Origin of the sequence: Kribbella sp. NPDC051718 (assembly GCF_040681515.1) — a bacterium.
In the GTDB taxonomy this organism is placed as follows: Bacteria; Actinomycetota; Actinomycetes; order Propionibacteriales; family Kribbellaceae; genus Kribbella.
Map to the genome: position 1 here is coordinate 485,827 of NZ_JBFAYZ010000001.1, position 23,445 is coordinate 509,271.

At 67.6% G+C, this 23,445-nt stretch carries 21 protein-coding genes; 6 read left to right on the forward strand and 15 right to left on the reverse strand.

The window, feature by feature from the left end; translation table 11 throughout:
- Nucleotides 1–8 precede the first annotated feature (8 nt).
- From AB0M15_RS02315 to AB0M15_RS02375, 13 genes are all read right to left on the reverse strand, one after another.
- The gene (locus AB0M15_RS02315) at nucleotides 9–977 is read right to left on the reverse strand and encodes a hypothetical protein (RefSeq protein ID WP_363813086.1); all 969 of its coding nucleotides are present in this window, start codon (nucleotides 975–977) and stop codon (nucleotides 9–11) included.
- Between the two features lie 131 nt (nucleotides 978–1,108).
- A complete protein-coding gene (locus tag AB0M15_RS02320; RefSeq protein WP_363813088.1) occupies nucleotides 1,109–2,065 on the reverse strand; it encodes a hypothetical protein in 957 nt (318 codons plus the stop codon).
- 120 nt (nucleotides 2,066–2,185) lie between these two features.
- On the reverse strand, nucleotides 2,186–3,139 hold the full coding sequence (locus AB0M15_RS02325; protein ID WP_363813090.1) for a hypothetical protein: 954 nt from the start codon (nucleotides 3,137–3,139) through the stop codon (nucleotides 2,186–2,188).
- A gap of 159 nt (nucleotides 3,140–3,298) precedes the next feature.
- The gene (locus AB0M15_RS02330; RefSeq protein ID WP_363813092.1) at nucleotides 3,299–4,183 is read right to left on the reverse strand and encodes a hypothetical protein; all 885 of its coding nucleotides are present in this window, start codon (nucleotides 4,181–4,183) and stop codon (nucleotides 3,299–3,301) included.
- Complete coding sequence (locus AB0M15_RS02335) at nucleotides 4,184–5,092, reverse strand: hypothetical protein (protein ID WP_363813094.1); 909 nt, start codon at nucleotides 5,090–5,092, stop codon at nucleotides 4,184–4,186.
- Nucleotides 5,093–5,172: 80 nt separating this feature from the next.
- A complete protein-coding gene (locus AB0M15_RS02340) occupies nucleotides 5,173–6,147 on the reverse strand; it encodes a hypothetical protein (RefSeq protein ID WP_363813096.1) in 975 nt (324 codons plus the stop codon).
- 147 nt (nucleotides 6,148–6,294) lie between these two features.
- Complete coding sequence (locus AB0M15_RS02345; protein WP_363813098.1) at nucleotides 6,295–7,470, reverse strand: MFS transporter; 1,176 nt, start codon at nucleotides 7,468–7,470, stop codon at nucleotides 6,295–6,297.
- Between the two features lie 69 nt (nucleotides 7,471–7,539).
- The gene (locus AB0M15_RS02350; protein WP_363813100.1) at nucleotides 7,540–8,823 is read right to left on the reverse strand and encodes a PLP-dependent aminotransferase family protein; all 1,284 of its coding nucleotides are present in this window, start codon (nucleotides 8,821–8,823) and stop codon (nucleotides 7,540–7,542) included.
- On the reverse strand, nucleotides 8,823–9,911 hold the full coding sequence (locus tag AB0M15_RS02355) for an alpha-hydroxy acid oxidase (RefSeq protein ID WP_363813102.1): 1,089 nt from the start codon (nucleotides 9,909–9,911) through the stop codon (nucleotides 8,823–8,825). Before AB0M15_RS02355 ends, AB0M15_RS02350 begins: the two co-directional genes overlap by 1 nt.
- A complete protein-coding gene (locus tag AB0M15_RS02360) occupies nucleotides 9,904–10,833 on the reverse strand; it encodes an alpha/beta hydrolase (protein ID WP_363813104.1) in 930 nt (309 codons plus the stop codon). The genes AB0M15_RS02355 and AB0M15_RS02360 overlap by 8 nt, the downstream gene beginning before the upstream one ends.
- A 12-nt stretch (nucleotides 10,834–10,845) precedes the next feature.
- Nucleotides 10,846–12,051: a cytochrome P450 gene (locus AB0M15_RS02365; protein ID WP_363813106.1), complete on the reverse strand. Its 1,206-nt coding sequence runs from the start codon at nucleotides 12,049–12,051 to the stop codon at nucleotides 10,846–10,848.
- Nucleotides 12,048–13,265, reverse strand: coding sequence for a cytochrome P450 (locus tag AB0M15_RS02370; protein WP_363813108.1), 1,218 nt, complete (start codon nucleotides 13,263–13,265; stop codon nucleotides 12,048–12,050). The genes AB0M15_RS02365 and AB0M15_RS02370 overlap by 4 nt, the downstream gene beginning before the upstream one ends.
- 7 nt (nucleotides 13,266–13,272) lie before the next feature.
- On the reverse strand, nucleotides 13,273–14,568 hold the full coding sequence (locus AB0M15_RS02375) for an SGNH/GDSL hydrolase family protein (RefSeq protein ID WP_363813110.1): 1,296 nt from the start codon (nucleotides 14,566–14,568) through the stop codon (nucleotides 13,273–13,275).
- A 193-nt stretch (nucleotides 14,569–14,761) separates the two neighbouring features.
- Between AB0M15_RS02375 and AB0M15_RS02380 the strand changes: the two genes are divergently transcribed.
- Genes AB0M15_RS02380 through AB0M15_RS02390 form a run of 3 tightly spaced genes read left to right on the forward strand, consistent with a single transcriptional unit; the run spans nucleotide 14,762 to nucleotide 18,290 of the window.
- Entirely contained in the window at nucleotides 14,762–16,324 is a 1,563-nt protein-coding gene (locus AB0M15_RS02380) for an AMP-binding protein (RefSeq protein ID WP_363813112.1), read from the forward strand.
- Complete coding sequence (locus AB0M15_RS02385; protein WP_363813114.1) at nucleotides 16,321–17,634, forward strand: MFS transporter; 1,314 nt, start codon at nucleotides 16,321–16,323, stop codon at nucleotides 17,632–17,634. The genes AB0M15_RS02380 and AB0M15_RS02385 overlap by 4 nt, the downstream gene beginning before the upstream one ends.
- Nucleotides 17,631–18,290, forward strand: coding sequence for an SGNH/GDSL hydrolase family protein (locus AB0M15_RS02390; protein WP_363813116.1), 660 nt, complete (start codon nucleotides 17,631–17,633; stop codon nucleotides 18,288–18,290). Before AB0M15_RS02385 ends, AB0M15_RS02390 begins: the two co-directional genes overlap by 4 nt.
- Before the next feature lie 143 nt (nucleotides 18,291–18,433).
- On the opposite strand, the gene AB0M15_RS02395 is transcribed toward AB0M15_RS02390, so the two are convergent.
- A complete protein-coding gene (locus tag AB0M15_RS02395; RefSeq protein WP_363813118.1) occupies nucleotides 18,434–18,940 on the reverse strand; it encodes a CatB-related O-acetyltransferase in 507 nt (168 codons plus the stop codon).
- Nucleotides 18,941–19,179: 239 nt separating this feature from the next.
- On the opposite strand from AB0M15_RS02395, the gene AB0M15_RS02400 reads away from it, so the two are divergent.
- Nucleotides 19,180–19,881: an SDR family NAD(P)-dependent oxidoreductase gene (locus tag AB0M15_RS02400; RefSeq protein ID WP_363813120.1), complete on the forward strand. Its 702-nt coding sequence runs from the start codon at nucleotides 19,180–19,182 to the stop codon at nucleotides 19,879–19,881.
- Here AB0M15_RS02400 and AB0M15_RS02405 read toward each other — a convergent pair.
- On the reverse strand, nucleotides 19,847–21,100 hold the full coding sequence (locus tag AB0M15_RS02405) for a cytochrome P450 (RefSeq protein WP_363813122.1): 1,254 nt from the start codon (nucleotides 21,098–21,100) through the stop codon (nucleotides 19,847–19,849). The genes AB0M15_RS02400 and AB0M15_RS02405 overlap by 35 nt on opposite strands.
- A 134-nt stretch (nucleotides 21,101–21,234) precedes the next feature.
- Here AB0M15_RS02405 and AB0M15_RS02410 point away from each other — a divergent pair, with 134 nt between their 5' ends.
- Together AB0M15_RS02410 and AB0M15_RS02415 are read left to right on the forward strand one after the other, a co-directional pair.
- Complete coding sequence (locus tag AB0M15_RS02410) at nucleotides 21,235–22,488, forward strand: MFS transporter (protein ID WP_363813124.1); 1,254 nt, start codon at nucleotides 21,235–21,237, stop codon at nucleotides 22,486–22,488.
- Nucleotides 22,485–23,444 (forward strand): methyltransferase, encoded by a 960-nt coding sequence (locus AB0M15_RS02415; protein ID WP_363813126.1) that lies wholly within the window; start codon nucleotides 22,485–22,487, stop codon nucleotides 23,442–23,444. Before AB0M15_RS02410 ends, AB0M15_RS02415 begins: the two co-directional genes overlap by 4 nt.
- Nucleotide 23,445 lies beyond the last annotated feature (1 nt).

The window sequence follows — 23,445 nt, forward strand, 5'->3', positions numbered from 1 at the left end:
TGCCTTGGCTACTCGCCCGTCAGGTGGGTTTTGTACCAGGTGTAGGCGGCGTGGTTGGTGCCGTCGAAAGCCGTCGGAACCTTGCCGTACGACGTGATCACGGTGGCCGTTCCCTTCGCCTTGCTGAAGGCGTACTGGAAGCCGGAGTCGGTGTCGTGGTCGACACCGATGACGAGGGTGCCGCTGCCGCCGCGCGGCCAGCAACTCTCGGTCGCCAGGGACTCGTAGGCGGACCATCCAGAGGCGCGGATCAGCTTGACCACCGGCTTCGCGACCGCAGTGGTCGGGATGTGGATCGTGTAGAGCGCGCCGCCCTTGGTCGTCATCAGCAGCGTGTCGTACGTCGGCGCCTCGCTGATCACCGTCATCGCCTTGAACGAAGCGAATCCGCCGAAGTTGCCGAGGTTCTTGTAGGCGGTGCCGTTCTGGGCGTACCGGTACAGCTTGCCGTCGGTGTTGAGTCCGTACAGGTACGAGTGCTTGGGGGCCGCGACGTTGTAGTTGGAGGTCGAGATGGACTTGAAGGCCGCCCAGCCGGCACCGACCTTGGTCTTCGTCACCTGCACCCCACCGTCCTGGTCGAAGACAGTGGTGTGCCGCATCAGGTTTCCGCCGTCCAGGTACACGCCGTAGGCGAAGTTCTGGGTGCCGGTGGCATTGGTCGCCTCATACCAGGTCGCCATGTAGCGGGAGGTGCCGAAGTTGAACGGCGCGTACTCCGAGACCCTCGGCGGCTTGCCGGCCGTGACCTCGAACTTCTCCACGAAGTTGTCACCGGTCGGCCAGGTGACCGTCTGCACGCAGGGTCCGGCCGCGGCGGTCGAGGCCTTCTCAGCCGCCTTCACCGCATTGGCGGCCTTCCCTGTCGAGGCCGGTTTCGGGTCACTCTGAGAATTGGCAAGAGCCGGGCCCGCCCCGGCGGTGGCGGCCAGCAGGCCGGCTCCGGCTACGACGAGCGCGAGGCGTTGGAGTTTCATCGAGTGGTCCCCTCCGGAGAACGCATGATCGCCTCGGTCCCCCCGAGGTCGAGCTGACCATAGCGCCCGGGTACGACAAAACGGCGGCCCGTTGCAGCTTTGTGCAATGGACCGCCGTCTGTCCGGGGTGACTACTCGCCGGTCAGCTGGTTCTTGTACCAGGTACCGGAGGCGTGGTTGATTCCGTCGAAGACGGCCGGGATCTTGCCGTACGCCGTGATCCTGGTGGCCGTGCCGTTCGCGTGGGAGAAGGCGTACTGGTAGCCGGTGTCGCTGTCGTGGTCGATGCCCGTGACGAGGGTGCCGGCGCCGCAGCTCTGGGTGACCAGCGACTCGAAGTTGGACCAGCCGGAGCCCTGGATCAGCTTGACGACCGGCTTCGCCGTCGCCGTGATCGGAATGTGGATCGTGTAGAGCGCGCCGGCCTTGGTGGTCATCAGCAGCGTGTCGTACGTCGCGGTCTCACTGATCATGGTCATCGCCTTGAAGGAGGCGAACCCACCGAAGTTGCCGAGGTTCTTGTAGCCGGTGCCGCTCTTGGCGTAACGGTAGAGCTTGCCGTTGGTGTTCAGTCCGTAGAGGTACGAGTGCGCCGGTGCCGCGACCTGGTAGTTGGAGGTCGAGATGGACTTGAAGCTCGCCCAGCCGGCCCCGACCTTGGCCGTCGTCGCCCGCGGTGCGGCGTTGTCGGGGAAGGTCGTCGTGTGCCGCATCAGGTTCCCGTCCTGCAGGAACACTCCGTACGCGTAGGACTGGGTGCCCGAGGCGTTGGTCGCCCCGTACCAGGTCGCCGTCCAGCGGCTCTCGACGAAGTCCAGCGGCTCGAACTGCTCGATCCGCGGCGGCTTGGCGGCGGTGACGTCAACCTCCCCCACGGTGTTCGCGGCCGTCGGAAAGACGATCGCCTGGACGCAGGATGCGGCGACCGCGGACGCGGACTTCTGCTCCGCGGGCCCGGCGTTGGCAGACTTGTGCGTCCAGGACGGCGCCGGCTCTCCCTGAGTCGCGGCGAGTGCCGGTCCGGACGCGGCGGTGGCGGCGAGCATGCCGGCACCTGCGATGGCGAGCGCGAAGCGCTGCAACTTCATTTGTAGTCCCCTCCAGAACGCATGACCCCCGAGATCGAGCCGACCATAGCGTCTGGCACGGACAGAACGGTGATCCGTTGCAGCTTGTTGCAACGGACCACCGCTCAAGGTCAGCTGGGGTTACTCGCCGACCAACTGGTCGTAGTGGGTGACGAAGGAGACGTGGCTGACGCCGTTGAAGACGGTCGGGATCTTGCCGTACGACGTGATCGCGGTGGCCGTGCCGTTCGCCCTGCTGAGGGCGTACTGGTAACCGGAGTCGGTGTCGTGGTCGACGCCGACCACGAGCGAGCCGCCGCGGGTGCCGCAACCCTGCACCACCAGGGACTCGTATGCCGCCCAGCCGCTGCTGCGGATCAGCTTGACGACCGGCTTCGAGCCGGCCGCGAGGGGGATCCGGATCGTGTAGAGGGCGCCGGCGTTGGTGGTCATCAGGAGGGTGTCGTAGGTCGCGGTCTCGCTGATCACCGTCATCGCCTTGAACGACTTGAAGCCGGGGAACGAGCCGAACGACTTGTACCCGGCGCCGTTCTTCACGTAGCGGTACACGCTGCCGTTGGTGTTCAGGCCGTACAGGTTCGCGTGCCGGGGCGCCACGATGCTGTAGTTGGAGGTGGCGATGGTCTTCATGGCTCCCCAGCCGGACCCGATCTTGGTGGTGGTCGGCTTCGGCGGGTCGAAGTCGGGTAGGACGTCGGTGTGGCGGTACAGGTCGCCGCCCAGGAGGTACAGGCCGTAGATGTAGTACTGAGTGCCTGAGGCGTTCACCGCGGTGTACCAGGTCGCGGCGGTGCGGACGGGGAAGAAGCCGAACGGCTCGTACTTCGCCGCGCGCGGCGGCGTGGCGGCGGTGACGTCGACCGCCTCGGCTGTGTTGGCCGCGGTCGGCCAGGCGATCGAGCTGATGCAGGGTCCGGCGGCGACAGCCTTCGCCGACGGCTGCTTGGCGGCTGCCTTCGCCGTCCAGGACGGCGTCGGTTCCCCTTGTGTGGCGGCGATCGCCGGTCCGGACGCGGCGGTGGCGGCGAGCATGCCGACCCCTGCCATGGCGAGCGCGAGACGCTGCAGCTTCATCGAGATTCCCCTCCCAGGAACAGAACTGGCTCGGTCAAGCCGACGGTAACCACGCCACCGGTCCCCTCCCGCGACTATTGCGCCGACCCGCAAAGGTCCGGGAAGCACAACTGGGCCAGGGCTACGAAAGCCCTGGCCCAGCTGGGTGTTCGCTTGGAGTTACTCGCCGACCAGCTGGTCGTAGTGGGTGGTGAACGGCGAGGTGGTGACACCGGTGAACGTGCCCGGAACCTTGCCGTACGCCGTCGTCGCGGTGGCCGCGCCGTTGAACTTGCTGAAAGCCCACAGGTAGGCAGAGTCGGTGTCGTGATCGACGCCGACGATCAGCGAGCCGCCGCGGACGCCGCAGGTGTGCGCGGTGAACGCCTCGTAGGCGGCGAAGCCGGTCTTGCGGACCTGCTTGAGGACGGGCTTGGTGCTGGCGGCGACCGGGATGCGGACGGTGTAGAGCGCGCCGCCGGTCGTCGTCATCAGGAGCGTGTCGTACGTCGGGGTCTCGCTGACCACGGTCAGCGCCTTGAACGACGCGAACCCGGCGAAGTTGCCGAGCGACTTCACCGCGGTGCCGACCTGCGAGTAGCGGTAGAGCTTGCCGTTCGCGTTCAGGCCGTAGATGTAGGAGTGCCGCGGCGCCGCGATGCTGTAGTTGGAGGTCGCGATGGTCTTGAAGCTCGCCCAGCCTCCACTGACCTTCGCGATCTTCGGCGTCACCGCACCGGTGTCCTGGTTGATGTAGGTCGTGTGCCGATACAGGTTGCCGGCCTGGATGAATACGCCGTAGTAGTACAGCTGCGTCGCCGACGCGTTCTGCGCGAGGTACCAACTGCCGGACGCCTTGGCGCCGAAGAACTTGAAGTCGACCAGCGGCTTGACCTTCGGTGGATTGCCGGCGATGACGTCCACCGAGCCGACAGCTCCGTCAGCCTTCACCCAGCCGACCGCGCTGAAGCAAGGATCGGCCTTCGCGACGGCCGTACCGGAGACGGCGGAGGCGGCGAACAGACCGGCACCGGCCAGTGCGAGCGCGAAGCGCTGCAGTTTCATTCACTCGCCTTCCAGCATGGTGTAGTGAGAGATTTGTGCTGCGTGGTTGATGCCGTTGAAGACCACCGGGATCTTGCCGTACGACGTGATCGGGGTCGCGGCGCCGTTGGCGTGGCCGAAGGCGTACTGGTAGCCGGAGTCGGTGTCGTGGTCGATGGCGACGACCAGGGAGCCGCCGGAGTTGCAGCCTTCGACGACGAGCGACTCGTAGGCTGCCCAGCCGGACTTGCGGATCAGCTTGACGGCCGGCGTCGCCTTCGCGGTGATCGGGATGTGGATCGTGTAGAGCGCACCGGCCTTCGTGGTCATCAGCAGCGTGTCGTACGTCTGGGTCTCGCTGATCACGGTCATCGCCTTGAAGGACGCGAAGCCTCCGAACGATCCGAGCGCCTTGTAGCCGGCGCCGTTCTTCGCGTAGCGGTACAGGCGGCCGTTCGTGTTCAGCCCATACAGGTACGCGTGGCTCGGAGCATCGACACTGTGGTTGGAGGTTGCGATGGACTTGAAGCTCGCCCAGCCGGGGCCGACCTTCGTCGCGGTCAGCCGAGGCGCACTACCGTCGCCGGGAAGGGTCCTGGTGTGCCGGTACAGGTTGGCGCCCTGGAGGAACAAGCCGTACGTGTAGACCTGACTGCCTGAGCTGTTCTGTGCCACGTACCACGTCGCCGTATAACGGCTGACGAAGAACTTGAACGGGTCGTACCGCCATGCCCGCGGCGGCTTGGCCGGAATGACCTCTGCTGACCCAACCGTGTTCGAGGCCGTCGGCCAGACGATCTGGTTCCCGCACTGGGGCCCGCTGGACGGAGCCAGCTCGGACTGGGTGGCGCCGAGCGCCGGTCCGGATGCGGTGGTGGCGGCGACCAGGCCGGCGCCGGCCAGTACGAGTGCGAAGCGCTGCAACTTCATCTCAGGAGTCCCCCTCCAGGGCGGAAAAAGGACCGACCGGGGACACCGTCGAAACGGTTGTCCCCGGTCGGTTCGAGGTGTTACTCGCCGTTCAGGTTGTCTTTGTACCAGGTGAAGGGGGCGTGGTTGTTGCCGTCCAGGACGGCCGGGATCTTGCCGTACGACGTGATCACGGTCGCCGTGCCGTTCGCGTGGCCGAAGGCGTACTGGTACCCGGTGGCGGTGTCGTGGTCGACGCCGATGACGAGCGTGCCGCCGCGGTTGCCGCAGGCCTGGGTCGCGAGCGACTCGTACGCCGACCAGCCGGAGGACCGGATGGTCTTGAGGACCGGCTTCGCGGACGCGGTGATCGGGATCCGGATCGTGTAGAGCCCGCCGGCCCTGGTGTTCAGCAGCAGCGTGTCGTAGGTCGCCGTCTCGCTGATCACGGCCAGCGACTTGAACGACGCGTAGCCGCCGAAGGAGCCGAGCGCCTTGTAGGTGTAGGTCGTGCCGTTCTTGGCGTACCGGTACAGCTTGCCGTTGGTGTTCAGGCCGTACAGGTACGCGTGGGTCGGCGCGGCGACCTGGTAGTTCGAGGTCGCGATGGCCCTGAAGTTGGTCCAGCCGGAGCCGATCTTGACCCTGGTGGTCTTCGGCTCACCGGACGCGGGAAGGGTGGTCGAGTGCCGGTACAGGTAATCGCCGTCCAGGAAGACGCCGTAGGCGAAGTACTGGGTGGCGGAGGCGTTGGCCGCCGCGTACCAGGTCGCCGTGTAGCGGGCGGGGCCGAAGTTGAACGGCGCGTACTGGTCGACCCGCGGCGGCTTCGCCGGAATGACGTCGACTGTTCCGGTGACGTGCGTGTACTTGGGATAGACCAGCGACTGGACGCATTCGGCCTCGGCGGCCACGGACTTGTCCGACTTCGCCGCTGCCTCCTTCGCGCCGGCGGCCCGCTGCGCCCAGGACGGCGTCGGGTCGTTCTGGGTGGTGGCGAGGGCCGGTCCGGACGCGGCGGTGGCGGCGAGCATTCCGACACCGGCAACTGCGACTGCGAGGCGCTGCAACTTCATTGAGGTCATCCTCTCGGGCAAAGCAGGTCGGTCCAGGGCACCCCGGGACCGAACTGACGGTAACTTCGCCACCAGGCGACGCGCGTGAGTTTTGCATCTTCGTGCAATGGATTGCTGCCGGTTCGTGCAGGAACAGCAGTCAGTTCGTTACCTGGAGTGAGCCCCGAGGGTGGGAACAACGGCCACGGCGACCAGGGCGGCGGTCAGCGCGAAGGCGAGCGGATAGCCGGTACCGGCGACGACGAAGCCGAAAATGATCGCGCCGGCGCCCCAGCCGCCGTCGTACGCGAGGTTCCACAAGGCGCTGACCTGGCCGTACCGGGTCTTGGGTGAGCGGTCGTACATGATCGCCAGGGTGAGGTTCTGGGCCGCGCCGAAGCCGATCCCGAAGAGCGCGGCGCCGGCGATGACGGCTGCCGCGTTGCCGATGAAGACGAGCGACCCGGCGCCCAGCGCGGCCAGGATGATGGCCGGAGGCAACAATTTGGCCGGTCCGACGCGGTCACCGACCCGCCCGGCCAGCCAGCGGGCGCCCGGTGCGGCGATCGCCTGGATCAGCAACGCGACGGCGACCACCAGGTGGTTGCCGGATCCCAACGGCAGGAAGGTCACACTGATGCCCGCGGCAACGGTCACGGCCGCGAACACGAACGTCGGCATCAGCAATCCGCTCCCCCGCAATCCGCCCAGCACCTTCACGTGCTGCTCTTCCCCGCCGGTACTAAGCGCCGCCACGCCCGGCACCATCGCAAGGCCGGTCAGCGACGCGACGGCGGCGAAGACGAACAGCGCGTCGTACCCGATCACGCCGGTGAGGTAGATCCCCAACGGCAGCCCGATCACGGCGGGCAGCCCGACGACGACTCCGTAGATCCCCAAGGCCTCGCCTCGCCGGTGAGCCGGAGCGACGTCCGCGACCAGGGCGACCGCGCCGACGACCATGATCGCCAGCCCGGCGCCGCGCACCACGCAGACGGCCAGGACGAGTGGAAGCGATGAGGTGACGACCAGAGCGATGGCCGGCGCCCCGAGCAGTACGAGCCCTAGCGCGAGCGTTCCGCGGTACCCGAAGCGCCTCAGCATCCGCGGCACCAGCAGCTCGACAACTACGGCTGCCAGCATCATCGCCCCGGTCGACAGGCCGGCTCCGATGCCGCCGGCTCCGTTCGCTGCCAGATAGAGCGGCACCACCGAGGTCAGCAGGTACATGCTCAGCCCGGACCCGAACACAATCAGCAGCAGTCGCCCGAAAGCCGGCGTCACCAGGGGCTCGGCAACGACCACTGGAACCAGGATTGGACGCTCGCAGGCTGTATCGGTCATAAAACCACCGTAGGAAGCAAGCGGTCCGGTCTACAGATCCAGTTCTATGGCAGGTGGCAGTACCAATTTTCAGAGTTGGTCGTGGATCAGAGCCGTGAGGCGGTTCAGGGCGGCGTCGATCTGGGTGGGGGTCACTGAGCTGCAGGAGAGGCGGAGGGCGTTGAGCGGGGCGTCGCCGTCGTAGAAGTGGCTCATCGGGGTGAACAGGACGCCGTACTCGTGGGCGGACTTCTCCAGCAAGGCGTCGGTGACCGGGAAGGGGACGGTGACGACGATGAAGAAGCCTCCGGACGGGACGGTCCACGTGACTTCGCCATCGGGGAAGCGGGCGGCCAGGCCGTCGGTGATGGCTCGGAGGTTGGCGGCGTAGATGTCGCGCTCGCGCAGGGTGGCGGTGATGAGGCTGCAGTCGTTTTGGAGGAGCTTGCCGCCGATCACCGCCTGTGCGACGGCTGAGGTGTTGACCGTCAGCATGCTCTTGAGCTTCGAGAGTTCGTCGGCCAGCAAGCCGACGGTGCCGTCGGGTGCGGCGACCGTCTGGTCGGCGACGACGTAGCCGACTCGGGCGCCGGGCAGCGCGGTCTTGGCGAACGAGCCGAGGTAGATCACGCGGCGCTCGGTGTCCAAGGCCTTGAGAGTCGGTACTCGGTCGACGCCGGCGGCGGGGAACAGGCCGTACGGGTTGTCTTCGAGCAGCAGGAGGTCTTCCTGGGCGGCGACTTCCAGCAGTCGCCGCCTTGTCTCCAGGTCGAGGCTGAGGCCGGATGGGTTGGCGAAGTCGGGCATGACGTAGCAGGCGCGCGGGCGGAGGCCGTCGGCCCGGGCTCGCTTGACGACCGCCACCAGATCTTCGAGGTCGACGCCGTCGTTGCCCCCGGCAACTGGGAGGACCGGCAGGTCGACGAGTCGGGCGGCGCCGGTGATGCCGACGTAGGCCGGGGAGATGGCGAGCAAGACGTCGGCGGGGGTCGCGCGGAGCGCGCGGAGTACGAGGACCATCGCTTCCTGGCAGCCGACCGTCACCACGATCGCGTCCGGGTCGACCGCGATGCCCTCGTCGGCGGCGAGGTTGCGGGCGACCAGCGGGTGGATGATGCCCTTCGTGCGGCCGTACTGGAAGATCTGCCGCCGCACGCCGGCCTCGTCGTAGCCGAGTTCGTCGCGCAGATACCCAGCGAAGGTGTCGAGGTAGGAGTGCAGGTCCTCGAGGGCGTAGAACTCCTCGTACGGCCGCCCGGCCGCGAGCGAGATCGCGTCGGGGTAGTGGTTGGCGACCTCGTTGAGGAAGTTCATCGAGTTCAGCGCGCGGTCGGTGAGCGAGCCGTGCAGGTCGGTGACGTCCAGATCGGCCATCAGGCCCTCCCGGTGGTGAGGCGTGCCGCGGCTTGGACATTCCCGCAGCCGGCCAGCAGCATCGCGTCGGCCAGTTCCTTGCGCAGCAGGTCCAATGCTTCTCCGCAGGCGTCGACGGCGAGGGCCCAGAGCAGCGGACGGCCGATCAGTACTCCGGAGGCGCCGACCGCGAGGGCACGTAGTACGTCCGTACCGCTCCGGATCCCGCTGTCCAGCAACACTTCACACTCTTGGCTCACGGCATCCACAATCCTCGGCAACGCGTCGATCGAGGCAACAGCTCCGTCCAGCTGGCGGCCGCCATGGTTGGACACAACGATGCCGTCAGCACCTACTTGCACCGCTCGGACGGCGTCCCGCGAGTCGAGAATCCCCTTCAACAGCAGGGGAAGCTTGGTCCTGGCTCTCAGCCATTCGAGGTCCCGCCAGGACACTGCGGGCTCGAAGGCCGATGCTGTATGCGCCGCAACAGCAGACAACCCCGGTACGCCGACATGCGCCTCGCTCCGCGCCCCGACCAGGTTGGCCGCGACAACGTCCTCTGGCAACGCGAAGGCATTCCGCACGTCCCGCAGCCGCCGACCCATCACCGGAACATCCACCGTCACCATCAACGCGCCACACCCAGCCGCCTCGGCCCGGTCGACCAGCGACTCCACCATCGCCCGATCCCGCAACCAGTACAACTGAAACCACGACGGTGCCACCCCCGCGATTTCCTCCAGCGGGTAGCTGCTCAACGTACTGATCACATACGGCACCCCAGCCGCCGCAGCCGCCCGAGCCAGCAACAACTCCCCTTCCGGATGCACCAACCGCTGATAAGCCATCGGCGCCACCACCACAGGCATCCCCACCTGCCCACCCACCAACCGACACCCCAACTCAGCCTCACCCACCCCCGCCAGCACCCGAGGCGTCAACGTCACCGCATCCAACGCCGCCCGGTTCAACCGAAGCGTCGTCTCAGTCCCACTCCCCCCACCAACAAACTCACGAACCTCAACCGGCAGCACCCCGGCCGCGAGCTCCTCGAAGTCCTCGAGGCACAACGCGGCCGCACTCGGAGGCGCTTGGAGGTCAGGCATTGGTGAAGGTGGTTCTTAGCCAGGTGGCTGAGTCGGCCAAAGCCTTGCGGGCGGTGTCGAGGATGCCGGACATGGTGTAGAAGCCGTGGGGCATGCCGTCGTAGCGGGTCAGTTCGGTGGGGACGCCGGCGGCGTAGAGCTTTTCGGCGTAATACTCGCCTTCGTCGCGTAGGGGGTCGTACTCGGCGGTGATGACCAGGGCCGGCGGGAGGCCGGCGTGGGAGGGGGCCAGGAGTGGGGAGGCGAGCGGGTTCGTGCCGTCGGACTCGTCGCGTAGGTAGTGCTGCCAGTACCAGTTGACTGAGGTGCGATTGAAGAGGAACGGGTCGTCGCCGACGCGCATGGAGGCGGTATCCGAGCCATACAGGGTGTTCGGGTAGATCAGGAGCTGGGCAGCTAGCGACGGGCCGGAATCCCTTGCCAATAGGGTGGTTGCCGCCGCCAGATTGCCGCCGGCGCTGTCGCCGCCGACGGCTAGGCGGGCTACGTCCACGCCTAGTTCTACAGCGTGGGCGGCGATCCACTGGGTCGCTCGGTGGCAGTCATTGACCGCCGCAGGGAACGGGTTCTCGGGCGCCAGGCGGTAGCCGACGGTGATGACCTGGCAGGGGACGAGGTTCGCCAACCGACGGCACACCCCGTCAGCGGTCTCGATGCTGCCGAGGGTCCAGCCGCCGCCGAAGAAGTACACAAGCGTCGGCAACGGCCCATCCCCCACCGGACGGTAGATCCGCAATGTCAGCCCGGACTCCTCCATCACAACATCCCGGACGGAGTGCACCGGCTCAACCGAGCCGCCACCCGCCTGGATGGAGGCGAGGTCGGCAGCCCGCGCCTCGGCCAGCGTCTGTGTGTAGAGCTGCGGCACGTTGTCCGCCGCACGCTTCGCCCGCATCTCCTCGACCTGAGGATCCAATGGCATGACAAGCACCTCTCAAGTCAGCGTGACAGGCATGGTCGCGAACCCACGAAGCGCGAAGCCGGCACTCTGTACCGGCGCCCCGGCCAGCGCCAACTCCGGGAACCGCTGGAACAACCGCGGTAACGCCAGCCGCCCCTCCGCCCGCGCAAGCACCGCCCCGATACAGAAGTACGCGCCGGCCCCAAAGGTGATGTGCCGCTTGTCCGCCCGCTCCGCATCGAACACCTCAGGCGACGCGAACCGCGCCGGATCCCGGTTGGCGGCGCCCAGAATCACCAACACCAACCCACCCTCCGGGATCGTCACCCCACCAACGGACAGGTCCTCAGACGCAGTCCGTACGACGACCTGCGCCGTCCCGTCCCACCGCAGCACCTCCTCGACGCACGCCTCGGCCACCACCGGATCGGCAGCCAGCGCCTTCACGAGCGAGGGCCGTTCGAGCAACGGCGGCAACGCGTTCCCGAGCAGGTTGATCGTGGTGACGAAACTGGCGTTGAAGAGCACCAGCAGGTTGCCCACCAGCTCCTCATCGGTCAGCACATCGCTGCCGGAGTCGATCACCTGCACCAGCCCACTGATCAGATCGTTGCCAGGAGCAACACGCCGATCATCGATCAGCCGCTGGTAGTAGGCCGACATCTCGACCGCCGCCTCGTTGGCGGCGGCAACCTTCTCGGCAGTCCGCCCACCGAAGTCCAGATAGTCCTCCACCCGCTGCACCCGGGTCCTGAACCACTCCAGATCCGGCGCCGGGATCCCCAGCAACGCACTCATCACGCCGGCGGGCAGCAGATACCCGAACTCCGCGATGAAGTCGACCGGCCCATCAGCGCCCAGCGATTCGAGCCGATCCAGCAGCGAGTCCGTCAACGCGACGATCTCCGGCTCCAGCTCGGCGACCCGCCGCGGCGTGAAGGCCTGATGAAACGCCCGCCGCATCCGCCCATGATCGGGTTCGGTCCGGAACATCATCGAGTTCCCCAACGCCCTCGATACCGGATCAGCCGATGGCCCCGGCGCCGGACCACCCTTGACGAACCGCGGATCACGCAAGATCTGGTCGACCGCCGCATACCCGTTGGCCACAGCCGCGTACGCAGTACTGGCCGGGGTCAAACTCACCGGCCCGAGCTCATGAAGTCTTTCGTACAAGGGATACGGCGCCCGCCGCCCCTCGTCGGTCTGCAGCAGCGCGAGGATCTCGTCGGCAGTCATGTTGCCACCGGCATCGACTTGTACCCGCGCAGGAACTGCTGTGGATTCCGCACCGGCGCGCGCGCGGCCCGCAAAGACGGGAACCGCTCCAGCAACCGGGGAAAGGCGATCCGCGCCTCCGCCCGGGCCAGCGCGGCACCCAGGCAGTAGTGCGGACCGGCCCCGAAACTCAACGGCTTCACATCGGTCCGCCCCGCATCGAACAGATCCGGCGAGGGGTAGCGCAGCGAGTCCCGATTGGCAGCACCGATCATCACCAACACGATCTCCTTGGCTGGAAGGACGGTGCCGGCGATCGCGGCATCCTCTTCGGACCAACGGGCGACGAACTGTACCGGCGCTTCGTACCGCAGCACCTCCTCGACGAAGGCAGGCGAACCGGCGGCCGCGCGTAGCTCCGGCCGGTCGAGCAGTTGCCACATCCCGTTGCCGATCAGGTGGATCGTCGTCACGAAGCTGGCGTTGAAGAGCACCAGCAGGTTGCAGATCAGGTCGTAGTCCGACACCTCGTGCAGCCCGGCGTCGATCGCCGCGACCAGCTGACTGATCAGGTCGTCGCTCGGCGACTTCCGCCGCGCGACGATGAGGTCGCGGTAGTAGTCGGACAGCTCCCGGGTCGCCTGATCGGCGGCCGCCAGGACCTCGTCGGTCTTGCCGACCACGTCGAGAAAGTCGTTGATTCGTTCGACTCTGGGCCGGAACCAGGCCAGGTCGGCCTGCGGGATGCCGAGCAGGGCGGCGACCACACTGCTCGGCAACGGGTAGGCGAACTCGGTCATGAAGTCCGCCTCCCCGTCGGTGTCGAATCGTTCGGCCAGCTGATCCATCAGGCCGTCGACCAACTGGCCGACGGCCGGCTCCAGCTCGGTCACCCGGCGGGGCGTGAACACCTGGTGGAACAGGCGTCTGGCCGTCAGGTGCCGGGGGCCGTTGCTGTACATCATCGAGTTGTTGAGCACCGCCAGCAGCGGATGCTCGCGCCAGCCGGGGCCGCCGCGGTCGTCGCTGTACACGTCGTCTGCAACGTGGAATCGCGGGTCGCGCAGCAGCTCGTCGGCTGCCTGGTAGCCGGTGACCACCGCCGCATATCCGCCATCGCCTCCCAACAGGGAGACTGGACCTAGCTTGTGGAGTTCCGCGTAGTACCGGTATGGATCGTCCAGACCGGCTTCGCTGAAGAGTCCCTTGAGCACTTGATCGGCGGCGGTGGTCATCAGCGGCTCACCGCACCAGCTGCAGCGGGATCGAGTCGGCCATCGCCTGGTACCCGGTGTCGTTCAGGTGGATGTGGTCGCCACCGTCGTACGCCGCGAGCAGCTTCTCGGGCGCGCTTGGGTCGCGAACGGCCTTGTCGAAGTCGATGACGCCGTCGAACACGTGCTGGTTGCGCAGCCACTTGTTCACCGCGACGCGAGTCGCCTCCTTCTCCGGCGTCCAGCCGCCCGGCGTGGTGAAGCCGCCGTACGGCGTGATGGTGGCGCCGATGCTGGTGATGCCGTTCTCGTGCAGCTGGCTGTTGATCTGCTTGAGCGCGCCGATGATCTGGTCCGAGCTGGCGCCGTTCATCCAGATGTCGTTCACGCCGAGGTGGGTGATGACGGTCCGCTCGTTGGTCTGGGCGTAGACGTCCTCGTTCAGCCGGGCCAGCGCGTTCGGGCCGAGCTGCTCGGTGCCGCTCGGGCCACCGAGGATCAGGCCGTCACTGTCCTGCAGCAGCCGGTTGCCGGCCTCGCCGACGTTCAGTACGCCGGGAGCGTTGTGGTTACGGTCGGCGACCAGCCGTTCGGCGAGCTGATCGGGCCAGCGGTTGTTGCCGTTCAGCGTGCTCAGCAGGCCGTCCGCGATCGAGTCACCGAGCACGACGATCGAGCCCGCGGACTTCTCGGTCAGCACGTCTACGCCGGACAGGAACGTCCAGCAGCAGGCCCGGGTCCGGTCGAACGGCGTACCGTCGGGCGCGTTGGTCAGGTCGCCCGGACCGAAGAAGTTCTCCTGGTCCGACGACGCGTGCCAGCTGGTCGGGCCGGTCGCGGTCGGGTAGAAGACGCTGATCACCAGCGTGCTCAGGTCCGGCACGGCCAGCTTGACCGGGTCGCTGAGCAGCTCGGCGCCCTTGTTCATCACCGCGGTCGGCGAGCCGCCGTTGAAGGTCAGCGTGCGCTTGGACGCCACCACGATGTCGGACTGCACCGGCGTCGAGGTGTCCCCGAACGCCACGGTCGCCGCGCCGATCGTGATCGGCCGGTCGCCGTAGATGTTGGTGAACCGGATCCGGACCTTGTCGCCCCCCACGGACGGCCGGACCACGTAGCGGGCGCTCTGGTTGTTGAGACCGGTGTTGGTGAACCCGGCCGTCTCGGGCTTGACGATGCCGGCGGACCAGCTGCCCACCCACTCCGGCCGGTCGCCGTGGCCGCCGGACGTCTGAGCAGACGATCCGGTGAAGACCAGGGCCGAGCCGGCCAGTGAAACGGCGGCCGCTAGTGCGGCCGATCTGACGGTACTGGGAATGCGCATGGAACAACCCCCCAATGGGTTGGCGCGCGGCGGGTGAGAAATACCCTGCGCGAGTGGCGGTGACGGAAACCTAGTTCCGGATTCCTGACACGTCAACGGGCGCTTTGAATTGTTCGCTTGAATTCACCCGACCGCTGGCCGCCGGGAAATATCGGAAGTACAGTCGCCCCGGATACCGAAAGGGTGGGGCGCCATGTCGGTCGATTTCGTGCTGGACCGGAACCTGGAGCGGTCCGGTTCTTATGTGGTCGCTGCGCTCCGGCTTTTCGCGCAGTACGGCGAGGCCGAGGCGATCGTCGCCGGCGGCCGGCGGCTGACGTACGCCGACCTGCGCGCGCAGGTGCTCGACCTGGCCGCGACGCTGCAGGATCGCGGCGTCGGCCCTGGTACCGGCGTGCTCGTACTGGCCGGCAACACGATCGAGTTGCCGGCCCTCCAGCTCGCGCTGCACCTGGTCGGCGCCCGGACGATGTGGATCGCGCCGATCGCGGGCCGCCGGGAGATCGAGGCGTTCGCCCGGCTGTCCGAGGCGGACGTGTTCGTCTACGACGCGCGCACCAAGGCCGTCCTGGGCGAGCGGCTGGCCGTCAGCCTCGCAGTACCGGTGCACTGCCTCGGTGCAGGCGGGTTGGGGCCGGACCTGCTGGCACCGCCGGTCACGGCCTTCGAACCGGAGTACGGCGAGCTGACGCCCGCCACCTGTCTGCAGACGAGCGGGACCACCGGGGAGCCCAAGCTGGTGCATCACCGGCAGGCGTTCTACGAGCAGATCCTGACGCTGGCCGCCGACTACCTGGCCGCCGGGCTGCCCGTGCTGCGGCACCTGTCCCACTCGCCGATGGCGTTCGCGAGCGGGCAGATCACCAGCTTCTTCAACCTGTTCATGGGCGGCGTGCTGTTCCTCGAGGACGACTGGGACGCGGGCCGCGCGCTGGCGACGATCGAGCGCGAGCGGATCAACTCGACGTACGTGTCGCCGCCCCTGCTCTACCAGCTGCTCGACCACCCGGACCTGCCGACCACTGACGTCAGCAGCCTGTTCATGCTCAACGTCGGCGCCGGCCCTGCCGCTCCGTCGCGGCTGCGGCAGGCCATCAAGGCGTTCGGGCCGGTACTGCGGATCGTGTACGGGCTGAGCGAGGTCATCGTGGTGACGGCTCAGCCGGGGCTGACCGAGGACCCGGAGCATCCCGAGCGGCTGCGGTCGAGCGGTACGCCGTACGGGGACGTGCAGGTGGAGATCCGGGACTCGGCGGGCAGTGCTGTGCCGCCGGGGCAGACCGGTGAGATCTACGCGACCAGCAGGCTACGGTTCGCGGGGTACTGGGGGCGGCCGGACCTCACCGAACGGGCCATCGTCGACGACTGGGTGCGGACGGGTGACCTGGGGTATCTCGACTCCGACGGGTACCTGTACGTCGTCGACCGGGTGCAGGACACGATCGTCACCGGGTCGAGCAACTGGAACGTGTACTGCCGGCCGATCGAGGACCTGCTGCAGTCGCATCCGGGGGTGCGGGCGGCCGCGGTGATCGGCGTACCGGACGAGGCGTTCGGGGAGGTGCCGCACGCGTATGTGGTCCGGTACGACGGGGCTGTGGCGACCGCTGGCGAGCTGCAGACGCTGGTGCGGGACGAGTTCAACGAGATGTGGACGCCGCGGGAGATCGAGTTCCTGGATGAGTTGCCGCTGACGTCCGCCCACAAGGTCGACAAGGTGGCTCTGCGGGCGCGACACGAAGCGCGGCCGGCGTGAGCGAGCCGTCGACCCAGCCGTCGCAGCCGTCGCAGGGGCAGTCGTCGGGGCAACCGGGGCAGCCGCCGGGGCAGGCGTCCGGGCGGCGCAGGGCCGGGTTGATCGCGCTGTTCAGCGCGGACGTGCTGTCGGTGCTGGGCGACCGGGTGTCGATGGTGGCGATCCCCTGGCTCGTCCTGACCACCACCGGCAGCCCCGCGAAGATGGGGCTCGTCGCGGGGGCCGAGATGCTCCCGTACGTCGTATCGGGCGTGCTGGCCGCGCCCCTGGCCGACCGGTTCGGCCTGCGCCGGACATCGATCGTGACGGATCTCGGGAGCGCCCTGGCGATGGCTGCGATCGTCCTGACCCCGGGGTCGTCCTTCGCGTTGCTGTGCCTGCTGGTGGCCATCGCGGGTGCGCTGCGCGGCTGCGGCGACCGGGTCAAGCACGTGATGCTCAAACCGATGGCGGACGCGGCCGGGGTCAAGATGATCCGCGTGACCTCGTCGTACGAGGGATTCACCCGTACTGCGACCCTGGTCGGTGCACCGCTCGGCGGCCTGCTGATCAGCTGGATCGGACCGAACAAGGCGATCACCGTGGACGCGATCTCCTTCGTCGTCTGCGCCGCCCTGATCGGCTTCCTGGTGCGACTGCCGGCTGTCGTCGACGACACCCCCGCGCCGCCTCGGGAGCCGTACTTCCAGGCGCTGCGGGGCGGGTTCGCGTACCTGCGCAAGGACCAGTTGCTGCTCGGGATGATCGTGATGATCTTCTTCCTGAACGTCTTCAACCAGGCGGGCACGGCGGTCTTCGTGCCGCTCTGGGTCGAGCAGGTCCTCAAGTCACCCGCCGCCCTGGGGTTGCTGTTCGGCGGCTTCGCGGCCGGCGCGTTGCTGGGCAACGTGATCTTCACGCTGCTCGGCCCGCGCCTCCCGCAGTACTCGTCCTTCGTGATCGGCGCCGCGATCGGCGGGGCCCCGCGGCTGTTCACGCTCGGCCTGTCGCACCACCTCTGGGTAGTGATCTCCGTCAGCTTCGCCTGCGGCATCGCCAACGCAGCAGTCAACCCCGTGATGGGCGTAACCCTGTACGAGCGAGTGCCCGCCGAACTCCAGACACGGGTCTTCGGCGTGACAGGCGCGATCGCATTCATCGGCATCCCACTAGGCGGCGTACTGGCCGGCTGGTCCGCCGCCACGTTCGGCCTGCGCCCGGCGGTCATCGGCTCCGGCGTGATCCTGCTCCTGGTCACCCTCGTCCCGGTCTACCGCTGGTGGCGCAACCCCGTCGAGCTCCCCAACTACCGCTCCAAAGAGGCCGCATGATCACCGAAGCCACCGACGAGTACTGCCTAGCCGAGGGCGAGTCCGCCAAACTCCTGGCCGGCCACCGCTGGCGCCGCTTCGCAGTCCTGGGTGACAGCGTCGCCGAAGGCCTCTGCTCCCCCGTCCCCGGCTACTCCGACCTCCAATGGGCTGACCGCATCGCCGCTGAACTAGCCGTCCCCCACTACCTGAACCTAGGCGTCTCCGGCCTCCGAGCCCACGAGATCCGCACCACCCAGCTAGCCCCAGCCCTAGCCTTCACCCCCGACCTAGCCCTGGTGGTAGGCGGCGGCAACGACGCCTTCTCCGCCCGCTACAACCCCGACCGAGTAGACACCGAACTAGCCGCCATGGTGACCGCCCTGCAGTCGATTGGCGCCGACGTAATCACCCTAGGCATGTTCAACGTCTCCTACTCCCCCGCCATCCCCGACTGGCTCCGCCCCGGCCTACGCACCCGCATGACCCTCCTCTCCGAGCGCACCCAAGCCCTAGCCACCCGCCTCAACACCATCCACGTCCACCTCACCGACCACCCCCTCTCCAGCGACCCCACCCTCTACTCCCCCGACGGCCGCCACGGCACAGCCCGCAGCGACGCAGTAGCCACCGCCGAAACCATCCGCCGCCTGGCGGCCCACCTAACCAACCGCTAGCCCCCACCCCAGGCAGCGAGGTGGCCGAAGGCCACGAGCCCCGCGCAGGTGGCCGGCAGGCTGCACGCACAGGTGGCGGCGAGGTGGACTGCAGGGTGCACGTGTAGGGGCTGCGGGCTGCGTGGCTGTCTGGGTAGGTGGGGCTACTGGTCGGTGGTGAGGCCGTGGTCTACGGCGATCTGTTCTACGGCGGCGGGGGAGCCAGTGAAGATGGTGTGGGTGTGTTTGGTGACCAGGTCTACCGGCCAGTGCCACCAGGCGGCTCGGAGTAGGCGGGTGGTGTCTTCGGGTGAGTAGCGGTGTTTGAGGACGCGGGCCGGGTTGCCGCCGACTACGGCGTACGGGGGGACGTCGGTGGTGACGACGGAGCCGGTGGCGATGATGGCGCCGTCGCCGATGGTGACGCCGGGCATGATCGTGGCGGCGTAGCCGATCCAGACGTCGTTGCCGACGACCGTGTCGCCCTTGCGCGGGGCCTCCAGGGCAGGCGCCAGCGTCTGGTCCGCCCAGGCGCCGCCGAAGATGAAGAACGGGTACGCCGAGACGCCGACCAGCGGGTGGTTGGCCGAGGACAGCAGGAACGTCGCCTTGGCCGCGATCGGGCAGTACTTGCCGATGATCAGCTTCTCCGGCCCGAACGGATAGAGCACATTGTTCCGCTCAAAACCGGCAGCATCGTCCGGATCGTCGTAATAAGTGAATTCCCCGATTTGGACATAGGGAACCGTAACAAGGGGTTTCAGAAAGACAGTGCGCCGTCGATCACTGAACGGATAGACGACATTAGGGTCTGGCGCACTCGGCACAGGCTGCTCCTCACTCACGGACTTCCCCGGATGGTGATTTCCGAACACTGCCGAAATGTCGTGACTTCGTCTACAGTCCGGCCATGGCCGACAACGACCCGATCCTGATCTCCGGCGCCACCGGCTGCATCGGCAGCACGCTGGCCAGGTCCCTGTACGCCGATGGCCGCGCCCTCGTCCTGTTCGGACGCGACCCGGACCGCCTCGGCAAGCTCGCCGCCGAACTCCCCGACGCCGAAGTAGTGGTCGGCGACATCGGCCGGGCCGACACCCTCGCGGGCAACCTCGAGCTCCCGCAAAGGCTGGCCGGCGTCGTCCACGCGGCCGGCATCTGCGAGGGCCGCACGCTCAGCGACAGCGATCCCGCCCAGATCCGCGAGCACCTCGAGGTCAACCTGGTCGGCCCGGCCGAGCTGACCCGCCTCGCCCTGCCCGCGCTCAGAGCAGCGCGCGGCACCGTAGTACTGGTCAACTCCCTCGTCGGCCTGTACCCGTGGCCCGGCTGGATCGGCTACGCGATGAGCAAGTACGGCCTGCGCGCCTTCGCCGAGACGCTGCGGCTCGAGGAGTTCGAGACCGGCGTCCGGGTGAGCAGCATCTTCGCCAGCCGGGTCGCGACGCCGCTGCAGGCCAAGGTGCACGCCCAGGAGGGCAAGGAGTACGTGCCGGACACGTGGGTACAGCCCGAGACGATGGCCCGGACCATCCGCAACGTGCTGGAGACGCCGCACGACGCGGAGTTGAAGGACATCACCCTGATGCATCAGCAGTACCCCCGGCCGTAACCAGCACCCGGTCGGTCACCGTGATCGGCAGCGACTTGTAGCCACGCAGGATCAGCTGGTCCGTCCGCACCGCGGCGCTTCCGAGCGCCAGGTGCGGGAACCGCTCCAGCACCATCGGCAGCGCGATCTGCGCCTCGGCCCGGGCGAGCGCGGCCCCCAGGCAGTAGTGCACACCGGCCCCGAAGCTGATCGGCTGGTTGTCCACCCGCGCCGGGTCGAACCGATCCGGCGCGGCGAACCGCCGCGGATCCCGGTTGGCGGCTCCAGTCAGTACTACGACCAGCTCCCCCTCCCGCAGCGGTACTCCGAGCAGCTCGGTATCCGCACTGGCCACCCGGATGAACACGTGCGCGGGAGTGTCGAACCGCAGCACCTCCTCCACGTACGCCGGCATCGACTCCGGCGTACTCCGGACCGCCGGGCGCTCGAGCAGCAGCGGGAGGGCGTTGCCGAACAGATGAATCGTCGTACTGAAGCTCGCGTTGAACAGCACCAGCAGGTTGCCGACCAGCTCCAGGTCCGTGACCTCGTGCTGCCCGACCGCCTGGACCAGGTCGCTGATCAAATCCTGCCGGGGCGAGGCCCGCCGCTGCGCGATCAGGTCGAGGTAGTAGTCGGTGATCCGGGTCGCAGCCTGATCCGCCGCATCCAGTACGTCGAAACCCTTGCGGCGGAAGTCGAGCCAGTCGTTGATCAGATCGACCTGCGAGCGGAACCAGGCGATGTCCTCGTCCGGCAGGCCGAGCAACCGGCCGACGACCCGCGCCGGCAGGAGATACGCGAACTCGGCCATGTAGTCGACCTCGTTGCCATCGGCCCCCAACTCGGCGACTCGGTCGAGCAGTTCGCCGGTGATCCGGATGATGTCCGGCTCCATCGCCTGGACCCGGCGCGGGGTGAACACCTTGCGGAACAGCCCGCGCATCCGGCCGTGCCGGTCGCCGTTGCTGAACATCATCGAGTTCATCAGCGTCACGAGCACCGCGTGGTCGCGCCAGCCCGGTGTCATCGGCTCCAGCCGGAACGCGTCGTGCACCTCGAACGCGGGGTCGCGCAGGATCCGGTCGACGGCCCGGTAGCCGAAGACGGCCGCGGCGTACGGCAGCTCGGGCGCGGTCACCGGCACCGCCTCACCGAGCCGGTGCAGCTCGGCGTACAGCGGGTACGGGTCGGCCGTCCCGCCGGCCGCCAAGGCCCGCAAAATTGTGTCCGAAGTCATTTTCTCCCCCAACATTCCGGCATGCCGAAATCGCCTTGCGCGCTTTCTTTCCGCCGCATTGATACGTACTGCGGAACACTTACCGCCACCGAATCCGTGCCGTACGCTGGCAGTCGGGGGAGGACGCGACGAGCATGGGGGAGACTGTGATTCAGAAACGGCGAGTCGGGCTTTACGCATTGCTCACCGCCGATGTGTTCTCCGCATTCGGCAGCCGGTTCTCGGTGGTCGCCATTCCGTGGCTGGTACTGATCACCACGGGCAGCCCCGCGAAGATGGGACTGGTCGCGGCGGCGGAAATGATCCCGTATTTGCTGACCAGTGTTCTGGCGGCGCCGATCGCGGACCGGTTCGGGATGCGGCGGACGTCGATCACGTGCGATCTGAGCTCGGCCGTGGCGATGAGCATCGTCGCCGCGACACCCGACTTCGGCTTCTGGCAACTGGTGCTGCTGATCGCCGTCAGCGGCGGGATGCGGGGCGTCGGGGACAGGGTCAAGCACGTCTTGCTGCGGCCGGTGACGGCAGAGTCGGGGATCCCGATGATCCGTGTGACCAGCGCATATGAGGCGATGAACCGCACCGCGGGGCTGATCGGGGCACCGCTCGCGGGCATCCTGGTCGCGACGCTCGGGGCGCGGCACACGATCTGGCTGGACGCGGGGACGTTCCTTGCGGCGGCGGTGCTCGTGTGGGCGCTGGTGCGGCCGGCGCCGGAGCCGGAGGAGGTCGCGCCGGCCAAGGAACCGTACTTGACGGCATTGCGCGGTGGATTCAGTTTCCTGCGCACCGACAAGCTGCTGCTCGGGATGATCACGACATTGTTCCTGATCAATTTCTTCCAGCAGGCGGCGAGTACGGTATTGCTGCCGCTTTGGGTACAGGAAGTGTTCGGTTCGCCGACCCGGATCGGAATCGTCCTCGGAGTTTTCGCGGCCGGGTCGCTGGCCGGGAACGTCGTATTCACGATCTTCTCGACGAAGCTTCCGCAGATGCTTTCCTTTTTCATCGGCGCGGCGATCGGCGGGGCGCCGAGAATCCTGGTGCTCGGGTTGACGGACAACCTGGCGGTGGTGCTCGCGGTGACATTCTTCGCCGGGTTCGGCATAGCCAGCGTGAACCCGGTCGTCGGCGCGATCCTGTACGAACGCATCCCGGTCGAGCTGCAGACCCGGGTCTTCGGCGTCGTCGCCGCGGTAGCCGTCTCCGGCATCCCCATCGGCAGCGCGCTGGCCGGAGTAGCCGCAGCCGGCGCAGGCCTGAAGCCCACCATCCTCGTCGGCGGCGCCGTCCTCCTCACGCTGACGCTGATCCCCCTCCTCAGATACCGCCAGTCCTCAGAACCCCCAGCCACAGAAGCCGCCCAACCCGCAGGAGAACCCGGATGACCCCCGCCGAACTGGCCGCCTCCAGCGACTTGATCCTGCCGATGGCCATCCGAGTAGCAGCCACCCTCCGCCTGGCCGACCTGCTCGCCCCTGGCCCCCTCACCACCACAGAACTCGCGTCCGAAGCCAAAGCCGACCCAGAAGCCCTTGCCCGGCTGATGCGCTACCTGACTGCCCGAGGACTCTTCGAAACCTCCACGGCCGACACCTTTGCTTTGGGTGAGGGTGGCAAGTGGTTGCTGGATGATGCGCCTGGATCTGCGAGGAAGTGGCTGGATCTGGAGGGGTTTGGTGGGCACATGGATCGTGCCTTCTTCGAGTTGCTCGGTACCGTCCGGGCCGGCGGGCCGGTTGCTGCGGGCAACAAGACGAGTCTCAGCGTGGGTGCCACCGCCTCCTACGATGAACTGATGGCCGAGCGGGCCCGGACCGAAGGGCCGGCCCTGGCCGAGGTGCTCGACTGGCGGCGGTTCGAGCAGGTGGTTGATGTCGGTGGTGGTACGGGCGCGCAGCTCGTAGCGCTGCTGACCGCCTTCCCGCATCTCCACGGCACCCTCGTCGAACTCCCCGCGAGCATCGCCACAGCACAACAGAAATTTTCCGAAGCAGGAGTGAGCTGCGGCGTCCTCGCCGGCAACCTCTTCGAGCTGGAGCTGCCGCAGGCCGACGCGTTCGTACTGCGCTACCTCCTGCACTCCTTCGAGGACGACCAAGCCATCGAGGCGCTCGCCAAGTGCCGGAAGGCCCTCAGTGAAGGAGGATCGATCTTCGTCATGGAGGCCTCCGACGCCACCCCGGCCGTCTTCGCCACCATGGACCTGCTGATGCTCGTGCTCGGCCACGGCCGGGAGCGCACCCTCACCCAGTACGACGACGTCGCCGCAGCTGCAGGCCTCAGCCGTAAGGCGATCTACCACCCTACGGCCGGCCCACGAGTGCTGGAGTACGTCGTCTGAC